This is a genomic window from Oceanisphaera sp. W20_SRM_FM3 (assembly GCF_052119705.1).
In the GTDB taxonomy this organism is placed as follows: domain Bacteria; phylum Pseudomonadota; class Gammaproteobacteria; order Enterobacterales; family Aeromonadaceae; genus Oceanimonas.
This window is the reverse complement of record NZ_JBGQOP010000009.1, coordinates 46,032-65,527: the sequence shown is the minus strand read 5'-3', so window position 1 is coordinate 65,527 and position 19,496 is coordinate 46,032. Positions and strand designations below refer to the sequence as shown.

The 19,496-nt window shown below is 44.8% G+C and carries 16 protein-coding genes; 6 read left to right on the top strand and 10 right to left on the bottom strand.

Features of this window, described 5'->3' with window-relative positions; translation table 11 throughout:
• Positions 1–105: 105 nt before the first annotated feature.
• Positions 106–636 (bottom strand): inorganic diphosphatase, encoded by a 531-nt coding sequence (ppa, locus tag ACEN2G_RS06950; RefSeq protein WP_442020757.1) that lies wholly within the window; start codon positions 634–636, stop codon positions 106–108.
• A 191-nt stretch (positions 637–827) separates the two neighbouring features.
• Between ppa and mpl the strand changes: the two genes are divergently transcribed.
• The 6 genes from mpl to ACEN2G_RS06920 all read left to right on the top strand — a co-directional run bounded on the left by mpl (position 828) and on the right by ACEN2G_RS06920 (position 7,389).
• Entirely contained in the window at positions 828–2,222 is a 1,395-nt protein-coding gene (gene mpl, locus ACEN2G_RS06945) for a UDP-N-acetylmuramate:L-alanyl-gamma-D-glutamyl-meso-diaminopimelate ligase (RefSeq protein WP_442020756.1), read from the top strand.
• The gene (locus ACEN2G_RS06940; RefSeq protein WP_442020755.1) at positions 2,219–2,860 is read left to right on the top strand and encodes a flavin prenyltransferase UbiX; all 642 of its coding nucleotides are present in this window, start codon (positions 2,219–2,221) and stop codon (positions 2,858–2,860) included. Before mpl ends, ACEN2G_RS06940 begins: the two co-directional genes overlap by 4 nt.
• A 176-nt stretch (positions 2,861–3,036) precedes the next feature.
• Complete coding sequence (hpt, locus tag ACEN2G_RS06935) at positions 3,037–3,567, top strand: hypoxanthine phosphoribosyltransferase (protein ID WP_442020754.1); 531 nt, start codon at positions 3,037–3,039, stop codon at positions 3,565–3,567.
• 400 nt (positions 3,568–3,967) lie between these two features.
• The gene (locus tag ACEN2G_RS06930; RefSeq protein WP_442020753.1) at positions 3,968–4,891 is read left to right on the top strand and encodes an ABC transporter ATP-binding protein; all 924 of its coding nucleotides are present in this window, start codon (positions 3,968–3,970) and stop codon (positions 4,889–4,891) included.
• The gene (locus tag ACEN2G_RS06925; protein WP_442020752.1) at positions 4,888–5,661 is read left to right on the top strand and encodes an ABC transporter permease; all 774 of its coding nucleotides are present in this window, start codon (positions 4,888–4,890) and stop codon (positions 5,659–5,661) included. The genes ACEN2G_RS06930 and ACEN2G_RS06925 overlap by 4 nt, the downstream gene beginning before the upstream one ends.
• Before the next feature lie 600 nt (positions 5,662–6,261).
• On the top strand, positions 6,262–7,389 hold the full coding sequence (locus ACEN2G_RS06920; RefSeq protein ID WP_442020751.1) for an ISAs1 family transposase: 1,128 nt from the start codon (positions 6,262–6,264) through the stop codon (positions 7,387–7,389).
• Positions 7,390–7,476: 87 nt separating this feature from the next.
• Here ACEN2G_RS06920 and ACEN2G_RS06915 read toward each other — a convergent pair whose 3' ends face one another.
• The 9 genes from ACEN2G_RS06915 to panD all read right to left on the bottom strand — a co-directional run bounded on the left by ACEN2G_RS06915 (position 7,477) and on the right by panD (position 19,409).
• Positions 7,477–8,073, bottom strand: a complete 597-nt coding sequence (locus ACEN2G_RS06915; RefSeq protein ID WP_442020750.1) for a 4Fe-4S single cluster domain-containing protein — start codon at positions 8,071–8,073, stop codon at positions 7,477–7,479.
• 4 nt (positions 8,074–8,077) lie between these two features.
• Positions 8,078–8,587 carry a hypothetical protein gene (locus tag ACEN2G_RS06910; protein WP_442020749.1) on the bottom strand — a complete coding sequence of 170 codons (510 nt, stop codon included), beginning with the start codon at positions 8,585–8,587 and terminating at the stop codon, positions 8,078–8,080.
• A gap of 2 nt (positions 8,588–8,589) precedes the next feature.
• On the bottom strand, positions 8,590–8,796 hold the full coding sequence (locus ACEN2G_RS06905) for a DUF2997 domain-containing protein (protein WP_442020748.1): 207 nt from the start codon (positions 8,794–8,796) through the stop codon (positions 8,590–8,592).
• A complete protein-coding gene (locus ACEN2G_RS06900; protein ID WP_442020747.1) occupies positions 8,789–11,062 on the bottom strand; it encodes a hypothetical protein in 2,274 nt (757 codons plus the stop codon). Before ACEN2G_RS06900 ends, ACEN2G_RS06905 begins: the two co-directional genes overlap by 8 nt.
• Positions 11,062–12,732, bottom strand: a complete 1,671-nt coding sequence (locus tag ACEN2G_RS06895) for a hypothetical protein (protein WP_442020746.1) — start codon at positions 12,730–12,732, stop codon at positions 11,062–11,064. Before ACEN2G_RS06895 ends, ACEN2G_RS06900 begins: the two co-directional genes overlap by 1 nt.
• A 1-nt stretch (position 12,733) precedes the next feature.
• Entirely contained in the window at positions 12,734–16,177 is a 3,444-nt protein-coding gene (locus tag ACEN2G_RS06890; RefSeq protein ID WP_442020745.1) for an AAA domain-containing protein, read from the bottom strand.
• 14 nt (positions 16,178–16,191) lie between these two features.
• Positions 16,192–17,787 carry an AAA family ATPase gene (locus ACEN2G_RS06885; RefSeq protein WP_442020744.1) on the bottom strand — a complete coding sequence of 532 codons (1,596 nt, stop codon included), beginning with the start codon at positions 17,785–17,787 and terminating at the stop codon, positions 16,192–16,194.
• A gap of 364 nt (positions 17,788–18,151) precedes the next feature.
• Positions 18,152–18,610, bottom strand: coding sequence for a GNAT family N-acetyltransferase (locus ACEN2G_RS06880; protein ID WP_442020743.1), 459 nt, complete (start codon positions 18,608–18,610; stop codon positions 18,152–18,154).
• Between the two features lie 412 nt (positions 18,611–19,022).
• Entirely contained in the window at positions 19,023–19,409 is a 387-nt protein-coding gene (panD, locus tag ACEN2G_RS06875) for an aspartate 1-decarboxylase (RefSeq protein ID WP_442020742.1), read from the bottom strand.
• Positions 19,410–19,496 lie beyond the last annotated feature (87 nt).

Genomic DNA, 19,496 nt, shown 5'->3' with positions numbered 1-19,496 from the left:
AAAAAAACCCTCATTCACTGAGGGTTTTTTTGTGCACATTTTTCGTGCACATTTTTCGTGCATATTTTTTGTACACATTATTTGTATAAAGGATAAGCGGGACGCTTAGGCTTTATTAAAGCGCTCGGCAGAGCTTAAAATCTCGGCTTCGGCGGCGGCTTTGTCGCCCCAGCCTTCCAACTTCACCCACTTGCCCGCTTCCAAATCTTTGTAGTGCTCGAAGAAGTGCTGGATTTGCGCCTTCAGTGAAGCAGACACATCGTTGATGTCCTGAATGTGCTCGTATTCTTTGCTCAGCTTAGTGTGTGGCACGGCAATGATCTTGGCATCTTCACCAGACTCATCTGTCATGTGCAGCACGCCCACTGGGCGACAACGGATCACAGAGCCGGCTTCTAACGGATACGGGGTATGAACCAGTACGTCAACTGGGTCACCGTCCAGTGACAGTGTGTGGTTCACATAGCCGTAGTTGCATGGGTAAAACATAGGCGTTGACATGAAACGGTCTACAAAAAGCGCGCCTGTGTCTTTATCTACTTCGTATTTAATCGGATCTGCGTTTTGTGGAATTTCGATTACTACGTAAATATCTTCTGGCAAATTAAGGCCGGCAGGGACGTTCTTCAGGCTCATGAGAGCTCCTTTAATAGTGTGTTACAAACTTAAACTTGAGTTTACCACGCTAAGCGGGCAGGTTCGGTTATACCAAGGGATAATGCTTACTAGGCAGATATTATAACTAGTGTCGCAGAGATCACCATACAAGTGCCCAAAGTGCGGACACATTGTTAGAATGGAGCCAATACAGCAGCCAGAGGCACGTTATGCACATCCATATTCTCGGTATTTGTGGCACCTTCATGGGCGGCATTGCCGTTCTCGCCAAACAACTCGGCTATCGGGTCACCGGCAGTGATGCCAATGTTTACCCGCCTATGAGTACTCAGCTTATGGCTCAGGGTATAGAGCTGATTGAAGGTTATGATCCGGCTCAGCTCGACGATATCCCCGACTTGGTGGTGATTGGCAATGCAATGAGCCGTGGTAATCCGTGTGTGGAGGCAGTATTAAATCGTCGCCTGCCTTACACCTCTGGCCCACAATGGCTGCTGGAGCATATGCTGCAAGACCGCTGGGTGTTAGCTGTGTCTGGCACCCACGGTAAAACCACCACAGCCGGTATGTTGGCTTGGATCTTAGCAGACTGCGGGCTAAACCCTGGCTTCTTAATCGGCGGTGTACCGGGCAACTTCGAGGTATCGGCCCGCTTAGGTGAGGCGCCGTTTTTTGTGATTGAGGCAGATGAATACGACAGCGCCTTCTTCGATAAGCGCTCCAAGTTTGTGCATTACCGCCCTAGCACGCTGATTTTGAACAATCTTGAGTTCGACCATGCCGATATATTCCCAGATCTTGCGGCCATTCAACGTCAATTCCATCATTTACTGCGCATGGTGCCGGGCCATGGCCGGGTGCTGGCGCCGACTCAAACGCCTGCCATAGATGAAGTGCTGGCCATGGGCTGCTGGAGTGAAGTGGAGCGCCTAGGTGAGGGGAAGGACGGGGGCGAAGGCGGCCAGTGGCAAGCCAAGGCGTTGAGCGCAGATGGCAGCCAGTTTGCGGTATTCGTGGATGGCCAACAGGTGGGCGAAGTGCACTGGGGCTGCATCGGCCTGCATAACGTTAATAATGGCCTAATGGCCTTGGCGGCGGCGCGCCATGCCGGTGTGCCTGTGCATGAAGCCATTAAATCGCTGTGCTTATTTGTGTCGCCTAAGCGGCGTATGGAGCTAAAGGGTACCGTGAGCCAAGTGAGCGTTTGGGACGACTTTGCTCATCACCCCACCGCTATCGCCACTACCTTGGCGGGACTGAAAGCCCAAGTTAACGCGCAAAGCCAAGGCCGCGTATTAGCGGTATTAGAACCACGATCTAATACCATGAAGATGGGTATTCATCAGCAGCCGTTAGCGGATTCACTGCAATTGGCGGACGCTACCTATTTCTTTAAGCCTAGCGGCTTAGATTGGGACTTGGGCACGGTCGCTAACGCCTGCCCACAAGGTCAAATTTATGAGGATTTGGATATCTTAATTGCCGCTTTAGTGAAAGAAGCCCAGCCCCATGACCATATTTTAGTGATGAGCAATGGCGGCTTTGGTGGCATTCATCAGCGGCTGTTAGATGCCTTGGCGCTGCGCTCAGGTAGTCGTTTATGAGTGCGCTTAACTTAGTACCAAACTATCCAAGAGCAAGGCAGATAACGCTGGCCTTATCTGGCGCTTCAGGCGCCCCATATGCACTGGCGTTGTTAAAGCGTTTGCTAGAAGCCGACTTGCAGGTGCACTTGTTGGTTTCCAGTGCCGCACGTGTGGTGATGGCCACCGAACAAGACGAACAGTGGCCGGCACAACCCGCCGCTTTGGCTACCTTATTAAGCGAGCGTTATCAGGCCAAATCTGAGCAGCTGAAAGTCTATGGCAAAGAAGAGTGGTTTTCACCTGTGGCGTCTGGCTCAGGTGCGCCCCGGCGCATGGTGATTTGCCCCTGTTCTATGGGCACAGTGGCAGCCATCGCTATGGGTAACTCGGATAACTTAATCGAGCGCGCCGCAGATGTGGTGATCAAGGAAAAAGGCCAGCTGATCATAGTGCCGCGCGAGTCACCGTATTCGGCGCTACATCTTGAAAACATGCTGAAATTAGCACGCCTAAACGTGACTATTATGCCCGCCTCACCGGGTTTTTATCACCAGCCGAAAACCATTGCCGATTTAGTGGATTTTATGGTGGCGCGCATCTTGGATCATTTAGATGTGGATCACGCACTCATGTCGCGCTGGGGATATGGGCATTAAAACACTGTGAGGAGTAAATGGTGAGGAGTGAGGTGTTAAACCGATGTGCGCTAAGTTTTGGTTTTTGCCTCACTCATTACGCCTCACCCCTCACGGCACTAAATGCAGCCCAGTAAGATTTCCGTTAGAATACGTCTTTAATCACTGTCGGGTACCGTTACCCGAACGGAGCAAAAATGAAACACAGAGTGGATGTCCTGATCAGTACCGAAGAGGTTAATGCCAGGATCCAAGCATTAGGCGAACAAATTACCCAACATTATCAAGGCGTAGATGAGCTGGTGATGGTGGGTTTGCTGCGCGGCTCCTGTGTGTTTATGGCCGATCTGTGCCGCCAAATCCCGTTACCGATACGTCTGGATTTTATGACGGCCTCAAGTTACGGGAACGGCACTAGCAGTAGTCGGGATGTGCGTATTCTCAAAGACTTAGACGATGAAATTAACGGCAAGCATGTGCTGATCGTCGAAGATATTATCGACTCCGGTTACACCTTGAGTAAGGTGAAAGAAATTTTATCGTTGCGCGAACCGGCCTCACTGACCATTTGTTCCTTGCTCGATAAACCGGATCGTCGCGTAGTAGACGTGCCCGTAGATTGGGTGGGCTTTACCATTCCTGATGAGTTTGTGGTGGGTTATGGCATCGATTATGCCCAGCGCTATCGTAATCTGCCCTACATCGGCAAAGTCATACCGCTCGATTGATCTGTTTGTGAGGAGTGAGGTGTAAAGGGTGAAGAGGACAAGCTAAAAGCCTAAAATCAACCCCTTTCGCAACGAAATCCACGCCTCTTTGTTTACGATAAGCACGGAAAAATAGAGATCAGGTCTGAAAGTGATTCCATTGGTAAGACCAAGGGCAATGTTTGTCTTTAGCTGATCGCTTAAAGCCTTTTTTTCGCACTTATCTTAGCTTTATTTTTCTGTGGATTCCGTGTTCTTCCGTGGCAAAAAGTCTTTAGTCTTTAAAGACATACTTGCGGCAAGTTCTTATGAGTTATGCCATATCAATGAGCTATTTGTTTAGCGATTCACTAGCCTAGGAATAAGGCGACGAGCAGATTCGTTGGCCGTCTCTGGGCTTCTTTATGTTATGGAGCTATTGATGACCAAAGCACTGGAAATTACAGGCTTACGCAAAATCTACGCCGGTGGTGTGGAAGCGCTGAAGGGTATAGATTTGACCGTAGAGCAGGGAGACTTCTATGCCCTGTTAGGACCTAATGGAGCGGGTAAATCCACCACTATCGGCATTATTTCGTCCTTGGTAAATAAAACCGCCGGCAGCGTTAAAGTGTTTGGCTTCGATATCGACACCCATTTAGAAGACGCCAAAATCCAAATTGGTTTAGTGCCGCAAGAATTTAACTTTAATCAGTTTGAAAAAGTCGAGCAGGTGGTGATCAACCAAGCTGGCTTATACGGAGTAGAGCGTAAAGAAGCCAAAGTGCGTGCCGAGCGTTACTTAAAGCAATTAGATTTATGGGATAAGCGTAACGCTATTTCACGCACCCTGTCTGGCGGCATGAAACGCCGTTTGATGATAGCCCGCGCCCTGATGCATGAGCCTAAACTGCTGATCTTGGATGAGCCAACCGCGGGTGTGGATATTGAAATTCGTCGCGCCATGTGGGACTTTTTAAAGTTGATCAACGAGCAAGGCATCACCATTATTCTGACTACCCATTATCTGGAAGAGGCGGAATTGCTGTGCCGTCATATCGGCATCATAGATAAGGGCCGCTTGGTTGAAAATACCAGCATGAAGGGCCTGCTCGGTAAACTAACCGTAGAAACCTTTCTTCTCGACTTAGCCGCAGACGGCCGAGAGCCGTTTTTATCTGGTTTTAACTGGCAGCTTCTCGACGATCACACCTTAGAGGTGGAAGTCAAAAAAGAGCAGGGCTTAAACAGTGTGTTTGCTCAGCTGAACGAGCAAGGGGTGCGAGTGTTAAGCATGCGTAATAAGTCCAATCGCTTAGAAGAGTTATTTGTTAGCTTGGTAGAAAACGGGAGAGCAGCAGTATGAGCGAGATGCGTTATTATGTGGCCTTTAAGAGTATTTTAACTCGTGAAGTGGTGCGCTTTGGCCGTATTTGGGTACAAACTCTGGTGCCGCCTGCTATCACTATGACGCTGTATTTCGTGATTTTTGGCAACCTGATCGGTAGCCGGATTGGCGAGATGGGCGGCTTTTCTTATATGGCCTTTATCGTGCCAGGCCTGATTATGATGTCGGTGATCACTAACTCTTACTCTAACGTGGCTTCCTCTTTTTACAGTAGTAAGTTCCAAAATAACATTGAAGAGCTATTAGTGGCTCCGGTGCCGACGTATGTGATTATTGCCGGCTACGTGGGTGGCGGTGTGGTGCGCGGTTTGCTGGTGGGCTTAATCGTCAGCCTAGTGTCGTTGTTCTTCGTCGACTTGCATATTGAGCATCTGTTTAGCGTGATATTTACCGTGTTCTTGACCTCGGTATTATTTGCACTGGCCGGACTTTTGAATGCAATTTATGCCCGTAGTTTCGATAATATCAGCATAATTCCGACTTTTATCTTAACGCCGCTCACCTACTTAGGCGGGGTGTTTTACTCCATTAGCTTGCTACCCAGCATCTGGCAGACCATATCGCACGTAAACCCAGTGCTCTATATGGTGAATGCTTTCCGCTATGGCTTCTTGGGTGTGTCGGATGTGCGCTTAAGTGTGGCCTACACCATTATTATCGGTTTTATCTTGGTCTTCTACTGGTGGGCTTGGTACTTGATCCGCACCGGACGCGGATTAAGAACTTAGCACTGTGTGAGGCGTGAAGGGTGAGGAGAGAGGCGAAAACACCGAATTGTTAGGCTTAGGTTTAGGTTTAGGTTTTCCCCTTCACGCTTTACACCTCACTCCTCACAATGACTTGAAAATTAAAATGGCAGCCAATTGGCTGCCTTTTTTTATAGCTGACCCTGCGGGGTGCGATACGTTTTGCGCCGTACGCTGACCGTCAAAACAAGACGATGTTGGTCTTTTACTTGCAGCGTATAGCGCGTACGGCTTTTCCCCAAGCATACTACTAATATTACTGCCTGCTCTTACAGGTTGTAGCATAGCTAAAAATACTACGAGCGCGCTAGGCGCTATTATTTCGGAGTCGCCTCTTGGTTGGTTACACGACCAGTTTTCTAACTCAGATCTAGAAGCACTCCAAGAGATGGAGTTAGCCTACCAAGCTGGCAAACATGTGATTATGATGCTAGATGTACAAATGCTATATAATTTACTCAAACGCATTGGATAGTCAGGGCAAGATCACGAACATTTTTTGAACAATTAGAGCCTTAAATAGTGCGTAGGTTGACGTGATCTACTGATTATGATCATATGCCCTCTTTTGGCGAGAAACCTATGCCCATCGAGACCTTTAAAGCACACTTCCAGCCTGTTGAAGACGCACGACAGAGCGCCAAAATAACCTATCCCTTATTCGATGTGCTATTCGGCAAGCTGTGCTCCGTTATTGCTGGAGCCCGAGGCTGGTTTGAGATCCGTGAATACCTACTAGGCCAGCATGAATGGTTTGTTGAACAGGGCATGTTTGAAGAAGGCGTTCCTGTCGATGACACCATTGCCAGCATCATTTCCAGCATTAAGCCCGAGTTGTTTCAAGCATGCTTTATAGAGTGGATGCAATCTGTGCATCAGCTCACGGATGGTGAGTTAGTGGCGATTGATGGCAAGACCTTACGCGGCTCTTATAGCCGTGAAAACCGTAATGCAACTATCCATATGGTGAGCGCTTATTCGTCAGCGAATAAGCTGGTACTCGGTCAGGTAAAAACGGACAGTAAGAGTAACGAAATTACTGCTATTCCAGAGCTGCTAAAAATGCTCGACCTGCGCGGAGCGCTTGTGTCTATTGATGCCATGGGTTGTCAGACTAAAATAGCCCACGGCATTGTGACCCAAGGTGGTGATTATTTTCTGGCAGTGAAAGGCAACCAAAGTAAGTTAGCTAAAGCAGTTAAAAATGCCTTTGTAGTTCAACGTGCTGTCGGCTTAGACGGCGATAAACTCAAGACTGAGGTTCACCATGGTCGTGTTGAATCTCGACGTAGTTATGTGCTTGATGCCGACGTGCTAAACGGTGACTTCTCCCGTTGGACAGGGCTAAAAACTGTAGTCATGGTTGAAAGTTTTCGTGCTGAAAAAGGCACACCCGTACAGCTTTCGTATCGCTACTACATCAGCTCAAAAGAGATGGATGAAGAGCAAGTTGCTAACGCCGTCCGTGAGCATTGGGGTATAGAATCCATGCATTGGATGCTGGATGTCAGCATGCAGGAAGATGCCTGCCAGATTTATAAAGGTAATGGGGCTGAAAACTTAGCCTGCTTGCGGCACATGTCATTGAACATGCTGCGAGCCGAGCCAACGAAGCTCAGCCTTGTTGGTAAACAGCGGCGGTGCTGGATGAAAATGGAGCACCTTGAGAAAGTGTTAATCGCTGGAATATCTTCAATGGTCAAAGACTAAACACTCATGCGGTTACCCTGGTTTAGGATGCGTCTTTGATGAAGGATTAAATTAAAACAACTAGCAAAGGCTGAATATGCTATTTTATTAATTAATAATCATAACCTTTATTAGTGACTCATCGGGGAATCCTAATATTCTAATGCTTTCATCCGCTTCAATAATTATCTCAACTTGATTGATAAGCTCTGGCTGCTCGCTTTCTCGAGACCCTGCGGGATAAATAACGATCTGGTTATTAGATCCGATCCATTGCTGATTAATATTTTTTTTGTTTTCATCGTAACGTCCAAGTGCAACTATGTCGCAATTTTCGAGAATATTAGATAATTGTCCAAGCTGTGCTAATTCATTTTGTTCATAACCCGTAAACAAGAAAATAGTCAAATTAGTACGCTCTCTAATCTGGTTAATAAGCCACCATAAACTATTAGCCTGATGCATCGGCTCACCGCCAAGAAAAGTAACACCTTTGATATTTGATGTGGTCAAAATAATTTCTAGCAATCGTTCTTTATGAATCAATTGTTTGCTTTTAAATGACCACATCTCTCGATTCCAGCAGCCTTTGCATGCGAGCTTACAGCCCTGAAACCAAACTACAAAGCGCTCTCCGGGGCCATAAATATGACTTGATGCCTCTATGTGTGCCAGATTAAAATATTCACCATAATCTTTAACCACAATGCTATACCGTACGAGTTAGGACTAACTGAATTTGTCCTTTAGCTGTTCTACTTTCCTTCACAGAGTACCCCTGAGATTTGGCCTTAGCGATAGACTGCTGACGGATCGCTTCCACCCGATTTTTTCTCTCTTCTTCCAAGATCGCCCGTTCTTGCTCAGCCAATTGTTCTAAGAGTTGTTGATAAGCAATATCATAAGCCAAGCTCAACTGAGCTAAAAATTGTTTAACTCCCGTATAACGACGATCTGCTAGCTGACTGACAATATTTGCACCCAACTCGTCACTGTCATGTAATAAAACCCAGCGTTCTCCTTGCTGTCGGAAAAGCTGACGACCATTATAATCCTTACGGTTCGTCAAAATATCGCCCAGCTCTATTTGATTACGCTGTGAGATACCTTGTAGCACTGTATTGGTAACCTTTTTCGGATCTGCACCTGAAACCTCTAACGCTGTAAATAAAACGGATTCAAGCGCAAATGGTGTGGCTGTTTTAATCACTGCACTCATGCTTATTTCCTTTCGATTTTTTGTAAAGATGATTGTTTTAATGACTGTTTTTGATGGTACTCATCAGTTTTATTCAGTTCGGTCACACCAGCGTCCAGCTCTAAGAGGTCATTCAATGCACCCAAGCAAGTTTCTCCTTTAAAGCCACTGGTTTTAGCGGTAATACCACCGTCATCATCGATAGTAATAACTATTATTTGCTCAGGCATTTATAAATTCCTTATCACAGACTATTTTACTATTCAGTGTTTTGGCATCTCTGCGTGCTTGTTCCAAATGATCCGTATTGAAAATCACCAAGTAACGTTGCTTATTTAGGTTACGTAGCTCTGCACCGTACATGGGTAGTTCTTCTGCTGGCCATGTAAAAGACGCTAACTTGCGTGATGTGTCCTTGATACCTAATTGTTGATCAAGCGCACTACTCTTATCAGCCTGATATACAAAATTTTGCCCATGATTATTAAGCTTAGTTTGGGCGCTCTCTAACTGGGATTGGGTACTGCTTACCGCTTTTTCTATTTCTTGAAGATCACGTTTAATTTTTTGCAATGCTAAACGATGATTCTCTAATACTCTATCAAGAGCACCATAGTGCTTCTTCCAGACTTTTTCTTTAAACGAGATCTTCCATTGCTGAGCGTGCTCAACTGTCATTGTGCGCAGCGCTTCTCGTTTTTGACGAAGACATTCAGTCTTAGCTGACAACAACTCCTGCTCTTTATCTTCAGGCTGGACATCAGGAAGAAACTGCTCAGGCTGCAAATCATTGATTTGTGCATCTTGCAGTTGTTTGTCGGCAAGCGAGTCTGTAGATTTTTTCCAATCGGATATAAAACTGCTATTAATCTGTTGTTCTTTAATGGGTACCTGCGCCAGTAATTGATCTCGATTTTCTAATCTATCATCAACAGTGAGCTTTATTTCTGACAGCTGTTTTTCTAACATTGTGCGTTCGTTTTCCCACTGATCCTGCTGTACTGCAGCATCTTGTTTTTCAGCCGTATCTTTACTACGTTGACGAATACGCTCATGTAACTCAATCAATATTTTTTGCTGCGCTGTACGTTCGGCTGGCGTCGCCTGAGTAACTGACCAGTCTTTTAATAGAGCTAACTCACGATCCAATTGCTTTACAGAATGGCCTTGACCTAATAAGAAGCTTTTAAGAAAGCCTTTCAATCGTTCTGGGATACCTGCCTGCTGCTCATCAATGACTCGTTGTTGGCGATCTAGTGAAGCAATACGTCCCTGCCAATCCTTCTCAGCAGTACTCCACGCATCATACAATGCATCCTTGCTCGCATCTGCAGGGCTATAAGGAGGATGGATAGTCACTTGATAGTTGATTTGATGCGCAAGCAAATCAGGCTGCCAATTTAAAACGTTTTGAGCTAACTCCTGTGCTCTCTCATTTAAAAACTCATCAATGCTCTCAGTATAAATATCCTGCAATGTATGATCACGGACAGATTCAACCGAGCGAACTAATTCTGGCAGCTCAACAAAACGCAATTCTTGCTGACTCTGCAACTCACCAATACACACTGAAGATTTGAATTGCCAGCTAGCATCAAGCAATGCTTGACGATAGGCATGTTCAAGTTTTTCGCTTTGAGCATTTGATAATTGTAAGCACCAGTTTGTAATACTTGCTTCTGCTGCGTTAGGTAAAAGCCAGTTGCCGTCATCAGATAATAGTAAAGATGGTATAGGCTTATCAGTAAGTGCCACACCGTGCCGTGCTAACTGTGAGATATCGGGTGCATTACCGCTAAGCAGCAGCTGATAAGAATTAATTTGCGGCTTAAATAGTAGATTACTTACACCTGTAACTGTCTCCAAAGCAGCACTAATATTATCTTGTAAAGCTCCACGCAGTTGGTGTGAATGATTGGTTACAATAGTTCCATCAGGATGATGCAATGCTGACTGGGGGCGGTTTTGCTGTAAATACTCAGTCTCTGCGTCTTCCCAGAAAATTTTACAAAAACTTCGTACGCTATCTTCGCGCTGCTGCGACTCTAACTCTATAGTCCAAGCCTGAGCTTCAGGCGCAACAAGCACTTGATGGTCAGTGAGTAAAAAACCTTCGGACTGATTCGTAATATGATCAACAATAATCAGAGTGCCTTGCTGAACAACCCCGCCTCTTATCAAACAGCGTCCTGACAAGGTATCAATCGCGCTTTGATTTAACGTCTCATCACCCAAGAGCAAGTAAATACGAATACCATTATCAGCCTGCTCGCATAATTGCTGAATCAGCATTGCATCTTTAATCTGTTGACATGCAATTAATAGAGTCTGTCGCGCTTTTTTTATGTTTAAAATAACATCACTACAGTTCATACGAACTATTAGGTCAGATGCTGAAAAATCACAGTCAGAGGTTTGCCCCAAGAACAGTTCAGGTAATGTATCGCGAGTGTAATCTACAGTAAAATTATCTTTCCTTACTTTTAGCTGGGCCATTACGCAACCTCCACAGACGTTATACGTTTAAGCGCTATTTTTAAAAATTGTGGAAGTTCATGCTCTTCTTTGGGGGTAAAACTTGGTGTGCCGGTCACTATCAATCCCTTTTCAGTATCCCTAATAAAATCTAAGCCGCTCGTACACTCCCAGCAATAGGTATGTTTCTCTCCAATAAATATCCAATAGCGCCCATGATTATCGTTTTCTTTTTGCATAACCGTTCGACACCAGTGCAATGGTAGTGTGGCCTCATTACCCTTTTGAGACTCTAACGTGAACAAAAATCCGTCAGCATTACTAACACATGACGCAATTGTTGCTAGGTTTCTATTTTGCCTTGATGTGTGTACATAACGGTCAGAGTAAATAATTTTTTCTACAGTATCGTTGCCTGTTAAGAAGGTGACTAACTCCTTAATGTTTAATTCATCATCATTAATTAAGCTGATGGGTAGTCTCAGCTTTTTACTTTGACTCGGTGTTAAATCAGCAATCGCTGCCACATGCCAATACGCTTGCGGCTGCTTTTCACGGTCTAAACTGCTGTCTAACAAGGAGGAGCCTTCGACTAAAGACAAATCAAAGCCTGTCAGTGCAGGATCATCAAGCCATTGTGCTTGCTGCTGACGAGCTCTCTCAGATGAGTGGTATGCTTCGGCATAAAATTCCCCTAACCACTGCTGATGCCATAGTTGCGCATCAGCTGAGTTTTCTGGTTTAACAGGAATATTGCTTAACTCTGCCGTATTAAATCTACCGTATGGCGTTTCTAAGTCGTTAAAATCTTTACTATCGATTTTGAACCGTGCGATTGCATTTGAATACGACTCGAGACTTTGCTGATTAATAGCCAGACGATGATCTTTACTGCTCCAATAACCATCAAGCTGTAACGCAACAGTGCTCATTACTGTCGGCAGATGCTCTTGAAAATCCGATATGGATAAATTAAAGTTTTCAGATCTGCGATTACCTTTTTTTTGTTTAAACTCAAGCACATCCAGCTGACCTTCCAGGCTAACCAGTGATTGTGCTAATGACAGACTCCAAACAAGATCTAACTCTGCATTTCTATCTGCGGCACATACCACTTCGGGTTCGAGTTTTAATAGCGTTAATTTTTGTAATTCTTGCGTAGAATGGCGACCATTATAGACCTCTTCGATGACGTCTAAATCTAGATTTTTATCTACTTTGAACTCTGATTGAGCAGCATCAACACCTTTCAACCATGCTTTAGTGCTTGGCTCAAAAAAAGCTGTATCTCTCTGGATTAAAACAGGGCGAATTTGCAGTAATGGATCGTTATCTATATACCAAATATGGTACAAGCCACGTTCTTTACTCTCAAACGTCCCTGAGCTTTGAACTGCTAAGCCTCTATCAGTCAAGGTACTTAATTCATCATCCCAAAGCGCTTCACGCTGCAGGTAGGCTTTAAGTCTCAAAGGGATATTTTTTTCCTGCTGTACAGCATTGAGCAAAGACACGAGATCAGGACGTTTAAGTAAAAAAGTTAATTTAGCAATAATAGGAAAACGCTTAAGTTGTACTTTACGAGTTAACTGCAAAGAAAACGGCCTAACCTCTCCTCGGTTTTGCGTAGCAAAACTTTGACCATTATTAGTGCCTCCCTGAGTAGAGGTCTTACGCTTATGCTGACTCATATTAATTCATTCCATTTTTAGCTGACTTTTTAGCGTTACAGCCTAGATACTCTTCACAAGATCTAGCTAAATTACGCAGTTCTTCCGTACGTGATTGCTCACTAAAGTACCTGTAATGTCCAACTACAATCAGCTGATAACGCGCACGGGTAATAGAGACATTCAAGCGGTTCGGAGAATCCATAAAGCCATCACGCTGGGTATTCACCATGGATAAAAACACCACATCAGCCTCTTGACCTTGAAAGTAATCAACGGTTGCCAATTTGATTGAAACACCCTTGTAACTAAAGCGTGCATTACGACCTGCATTGCTGGGTAGCTTTTGTAATGCCTCACGCAATGCTTTTTCTTGCCGCTTATAGAAGGTCAAGACCGCCACATCATAGGGTTCGTCTTTTTGGTTCTTCATATTGCCTTCAGCCCAATCACAAAAGGCTTTCAGTTCAGTAATAAGCGCTTGAACTTCCTCAGCGTTAGAGTTGCCAGATGTCTTCCCATTAATATTAAGCCAAGTATTTCGAGCCTTATAACGCTTATAGGCCCACTGACGCGCTGGTGTCGTTTGGCTGCCGTCTGCTAATACACCTTTTGGATAAAACTGGCTTCTTGGAAATGCAGAAATATCAGGATGCATACGATGCTGATAGGTTAGTGTTGTGTGACGCTGTGGCTTTTCATACCGATTAAAACCTTGATTTAAAGTAGTTGGCGCATCGCGCTTAAGTTTCTCTAAACCAGAACCTGATAGGGCTTCTAAAATAGATGGAAAAGCAATGTTTTTTAGAATATGAATTCGCCCATCAGCCTGTACTGATTTTGGGAGAAGACGTTCAAGCGTCTCTGAAAGATAATTCGTTTTTCTATGATGGTTTTTTGATAGCCGCAGCCAATATTCACGCTCCAAGCGCCAGCACACTTCTTCTGACCACTTACTGCTATCAAGACGATCAAGTAATTCTTGCTGGATAGATTGGGTATCTGTTTTCTCGGTATTCTTAATTTTATAAGCTTTGGTTTTTGTACTGCTATGCTTATGAACAAAAGCTTGACTAGTACGCGGCCAGTCTTTATGCAAAACCAGCATATCGTTAGGGATAAGGTACTGAAGTTCGGGTAAAGCGGCTTCATCAATAAAACACAAATTTGCGTTATATAAATGCAGTGGTTGCTGTTGAATAGCAATACTGTCTAAAAACCAATCATAAATTGAAACTCTTAGGCCACTTTTGGCTATTAACAGAATATGACTCAATCCTTTGCGTAAATTAGGTTTATCAAACCTTGCTTCAAGTTCCTTGCTCAACGCTTGAAGTACTGCAGCTGTGACAGGTACCACCATCGGTTGCTGGTACGGAGTGTCATCCTTTCGCGAGTTACCGCGTAACTCCTCTAGTAAAAAACAGGCTTGCTGTATAGCTGGAGATAAATACTGAATTTTTTTAGGATCTCTATCATGCCTTAACATCAACTGGTCAAGATTGGTGACTATTTGTTCACGATCAGTGAAGGGTGAGAGTTGACGCACATCCCCCACTAATACCCAACGCTTAGCAAAGCGCGCCGGCACTAAAAATTCTTGGAACGTAGTTTTGCTGCACTCATCAATGATCATGACATCAAACGGCGGCTCACCCTTATCCAAAGCGATATCTTTCTCATTAAATAATCTCAGAATGCCAATAGTAGTGCCGCAGACTAAGTTTGAGGCATCAATCATCAATTGCTTACTGATATCTTCACAGCCTGACGCACTTCTAAGCGCATCGAACACGTTTTCGAACTGAAAATCTTCAACGCCAGTCGCATTGTTTTCATTACCAATACGTAGAGGAAAAACATGCTTATTTAATGCAGAGTCGTCCTTAATCCTTTCCAACACATTATTGATTGCCGCATGCGTGGACGCAGAGAGTAGAACGCGCTTTCCATCCAAAACCAGCTGAATAATCAACTCTAAAATAGTGGTGGTTTTCCCCGTACCCGGAGGCCCGTCAAGAATTGTAAAGTCTTGGCTCGCCAATGCTTTACTGACAAATTCTCTCTGTCTATCTGAACCATCAAAACTCGGATCAGTTAAGACTTTCCACTGTATAGACTGCTCTGGCACTGCTGAAACGTCTTGCCACTGTATTTTATCACGAGCTTGTAAAAGATGAATAAGAGGACGATGGCCAACAGCAGGGCGATTGACTAACTGATTAATGGCATCTTTTTGCTTTTTAAGTTGACTCGTATCAACACTGACACGGATTTCGTTTTGACTGCCTTGTATCGCAGGGTATTCACTATCCCTGTTCCTTTTACCTTTTAAGTTTTTTGCGAGTAAAACCTGCCGGTCTTCAGGTCGTGACTTAAGCACTCTAAAACCATCACCATATCTATTCTCAGTAGAATCTAGTATTTTTATGCCTTGATTTTCATCAAAGAAGTAATCCAGCTCTGACTTGCCCGTATCGTCACCAACATTATCTTTTTCAATTAACTGAATCCATTTCTCTGCAACCTTACGCCGCTCAATTGCAAAGCTTATCCCTGAAAAAAGAGTGCAACGGATCTGCTCTTGGATTTGAAGTTTAACGTCGCTACACGCTTCTAGTAATAGACCTTCGCTATCCTTAGATAATGTCCAGTCATCAGCGGCTAGAGTTGCTTCTTTATACTGCAGATCACCTAAATTCAACTGCGATAAACTAATTTTTGTAATATCTTCGGTCACGCTAGACGCTAAGCTAGGCCTGTTCTCAGATAGAACACGCCAAGCATTTCCGTCAGGTTTAACAGATAAATTATTGAGTGCAGATAAATTTAGCGTTTTAATAACTTTAAAAGCAACACTTTGTCCTTCTATAGATAGCGAACTGCTTTCGGTAATCTGTCCTTCTAGCGTCATGCTACAAGTAGTTTGCTCAACGACTTTGCACTGCTGCCCATCCACATGCACGTAAGCTAGGCTGCCTAGGTCAACGGAAAGCGGACGAATTAATAGACTGTAACCGCTCCACTGAATTTCAGACGGTTCAGCAATTTCAGGTAAAAAAATCTGGAATTGATTAGTACCTGCACGATAATCATTTTCCTTTATGATGAAGCGCTGACGGCTAGCGCCTTTACCAACAATGAGGGGGTCTTCCAACTGAGGATCAAAGCCATCATAAAACGTTGCCTCCTCACACCCAGATAAAATTTCATGCCAACCTTTTTGAGCGTCTGCAATTTCTATTTCACACACTGGCGTCAAGCGCCAGATTCGCAGGTTAGGCTTTAAGCGGTAGGAGTGAGTGGCAACAGGCTTCCATTCACAACTCACTTCTTTGTCTTCTAACGCTTTAATACTGTTATTGAGGTAATTTATAAAAGGTACTAATACATCATTGGTTTGCTTAGCCAGCGTTGCTGCATCAAAACCGTTATCTTCCAAGGCGGTGAAAAAGGGGTTATCCATTCGTTAAGACTCGATTAAATAAAAGGGTTTTCGCCTTCCTGCTTCAGACGAGGCTTTTGGCTGCTTGGTGTCTCCAAGGGTTCTGGCTCAGCAGAACTTGCCATAACTGCACGCCCCTTGGCCCAGTCTCGGGTTTTGCTGATCATCTCTGCCATGGTTTGGGATAATGGCGTAGATGATTGAATCGCTTTAAGAATATCGTCCTTGCAAAGCTGATGACCATCATCAAAAGCCAAGAACATCGCCTCTTTCACCGCTTCCTCTAACTCTGCGCCAGTGAAGCCTTTACTTGCTTGTGCCAACTCTATGAGTTCACTGTCTGAGCAGGCATCTAGACGATCACGTCGCTTGAGGTGAATAGAGAGGATATCTTTGCGATCACTCTCTACCGGCAAATCAACAAAGAAGATCTCATCAACACGTCCTTTACGCAGTAACTCAGGTGGCAACTGCGCAATATGATTGGCAGTTGCGACTACAAACACCGGTTTTTCTTTCTCTTGCATCCATGTCAGAAACGTACCCAAAACACGCGATGTAGTACCACCATCTGTAGCTCCTGAACTTTGCATACCTGATAGGCCTTTTTCGATCTCATCAATCCATAAAATGCTAGGTGCAAGGGCTTCAGCAGTTTGCAAAGCAGAACGAATATTGGCTTCTGACTGACCAACAATACCGCCGTAAATCTTACCCATATCAAGACGCAAGAGTGGTAGCTGCCAAGCACTGGCCACGGCTTTAGCGGCTAAACTTTTGCCTGTTCCAGGTAATCCCAGTAACAATACACCTCGAGGTGTTTCTAGGCCAAAGTCACGAGCATCTTGAGTGAAAGCCTGGCGGCGACGGTTTAGCCAAGACTTAAGGTTATCAAGGCCACCGATATCATCTAAAGTGGCTTTAGGATGAAAGTACTCCAAATGACCGCTTTTACGAATGACCTGCTCTTTCTCCTTAACTATAAAAGGGATTTGAGCTTCGGTCAGCTGGCCCTCCTGATTAGCAACCTTAGAAAACGCCAACTGCGCTTCACTAGTAGACAAGCCAAGTGCTGCATCAAGTAGCGCTGAAGACTCTCGATAATCACGATCATCAATCTGATAACGCTGTTTTGCTTGTTGCATGATTTTTTTAAGATCATTGACATCAGGTAATGACATTTCCATCACCTGCACCTCCTTTTCCAGCTCGATCGGCAATAAAGCTGTGGGCTGTGATAGCACAACTGAACAGCCAGTAATCTCACGGCTTGCTACAGCAATAGCAAAAGCACGTAGTCGGCTAATAAGTGAGTGATCTGCGGGCGTTAAAAAATGATGGAAATCTTCAAGTAATAGCAAGAAGTCTGAGCGTTCGCCTTCCTTACTGCGATCGAGTAACCACTCTAATATGTCATTAGGCTGACTATGGTCATCTATGGTTTCCCAAATTTTCTCATTATGGCTGTACTTTCTTAAACCTTCGGGCATATTCCAAACGAAAAACTCTCTTTTAAGCTCAAGCGATATTTGTGTACAGCAAGCGCGAATGCGTAATGTTTCATGACTAACGATTTGAATGATCGCTGCTGATGACTGAAGGTTTATGGCAAATGTTTTTGAAAAATTCACTCTCGCACCTTTTTATATAAGAACGTTTTAAACATATATTCATGTGAAATTACATTTTTAAAGATTAACAAGGCAGAGGATATGTTGCGAAAAATAGTAGGGCATGACACTGTAAATTCGATAGCTATTTAAATATCACTGCGATATAGCTCGACTTATACGCCATTAAAATCTCAATGTTAAGTTTATAAAAATGGTACCAATTGGAGCACCATTACAGTTGTTTGTAAGCTATGATTTTTTTGTGATTATGGTAGCTCTTACCCACTAGCAAGCATTCCAATAACTATTCGTGGCTCAGTAAATAAGTGCAGAAAATTTAACCAGATATAATAAGGTATTCAAGCTGCCCGTCAACAGCTGGTTACGCATTATTGCGCATAGGTTGTAGAAAGTGATTACCCGTTCTGCGGTAGCTTACTACTGATAGATGCTTTTTAAGCATCAACCACGTCTGCGTATCCAGCAATATAGGCGTTGCTGTGATCTGAAAGCCCAAGCTCTGGTAAAACTGCACGTTGCTGAGCTTATCAGTTTCCAGATACAGGCTAATGCCGTTTGCCTCTTTAACCGCGTATTCCATCAAGGTCCGACCTATGCATTGGCGCTGAAAATTGGGTGCTATCGCTAAAGGACCAAGGTGCCAGTGTGGGACTTTAGGATCCAGTGCCGCCCATTGACTGAGCCAGCGTAGTGTTCTCAGCCAGCCTAACGGTGAGTTACTGGCCAGCAGTGCGGGCATCAGCTTCATCATCTCTACGTAACCCGGCTGGCAACATCCGGGTTTAAGACGACCTAATACGCCGACTAGCTGCTGATCCACATAAGCGCCCGTCAGCTCACCATTCCGGCTTATGTAAGGCAATAAGCCACTAAACAGCCGCGTTAACCGCTGCTGGCGTTTTTCTCGCCGGCGACCAAAAACCTTAATGTAACGGATTGTCCAGCATAGCCTCGGCGCACAGCGAAGCCGAGGTGGCTAAATCCGCGGGGCGTAATGGCTGAATGAGAGTGAGATTAGATGAAGTATTGATGTTAAGAGCCGGCCTCTGAGGTGTTGATGGTCGTCGTTGCTTAGCTTTACAGGTGTTCGCCTTCGGCGAAATGCGAGAGCAAGCGTTCGCCTACAAACCTTAGCGAAAGCTCGAGCATACAAACAAAAACACCGAGCATCGGCTCGGTGTTTATCTTTAACGTACGGCGTAAAGCGTAAAGCGTACGGCTTACAGCGGCTCTTAAGCTAATTGCAGCGGAATGTTTTTGCTGGTGCGCACTATGTTGTTGTCCACATCCAGATACACCAAGCTTGGCTGGTATTTTTCAATCTGCTGCTCGCTCATGGGGGCATAAGCACAAATGATGATGCGATCCCCCACAGCGGCCTTACGGGCGGCGGCGCCATTGAGCGAGATCATCTTAGAGCCACGCTCACCGGAAATTGCATAGGTGTGAAAGCGCTCGCCATTTTCGATGTTATAAATATCGATTTGTTCAAATTCGCGAATGTTTACCGCATCCAGCAAGTCTTGGTCGATGGCGCAAGAACCTTCGTAGTTTAGCTCAGCGTGAGTCACCCGTGCTTGATGCAGCTTGCCTCTCAGCATAACGCGTTGCATATCCATGTTTCCTGATCTCCGTTGTAAGTGCTGAGGACTTATTGGCCCCAAGTGCACGCATCCGACGGCTCGCTAAAAAATCCTGACGAGCCA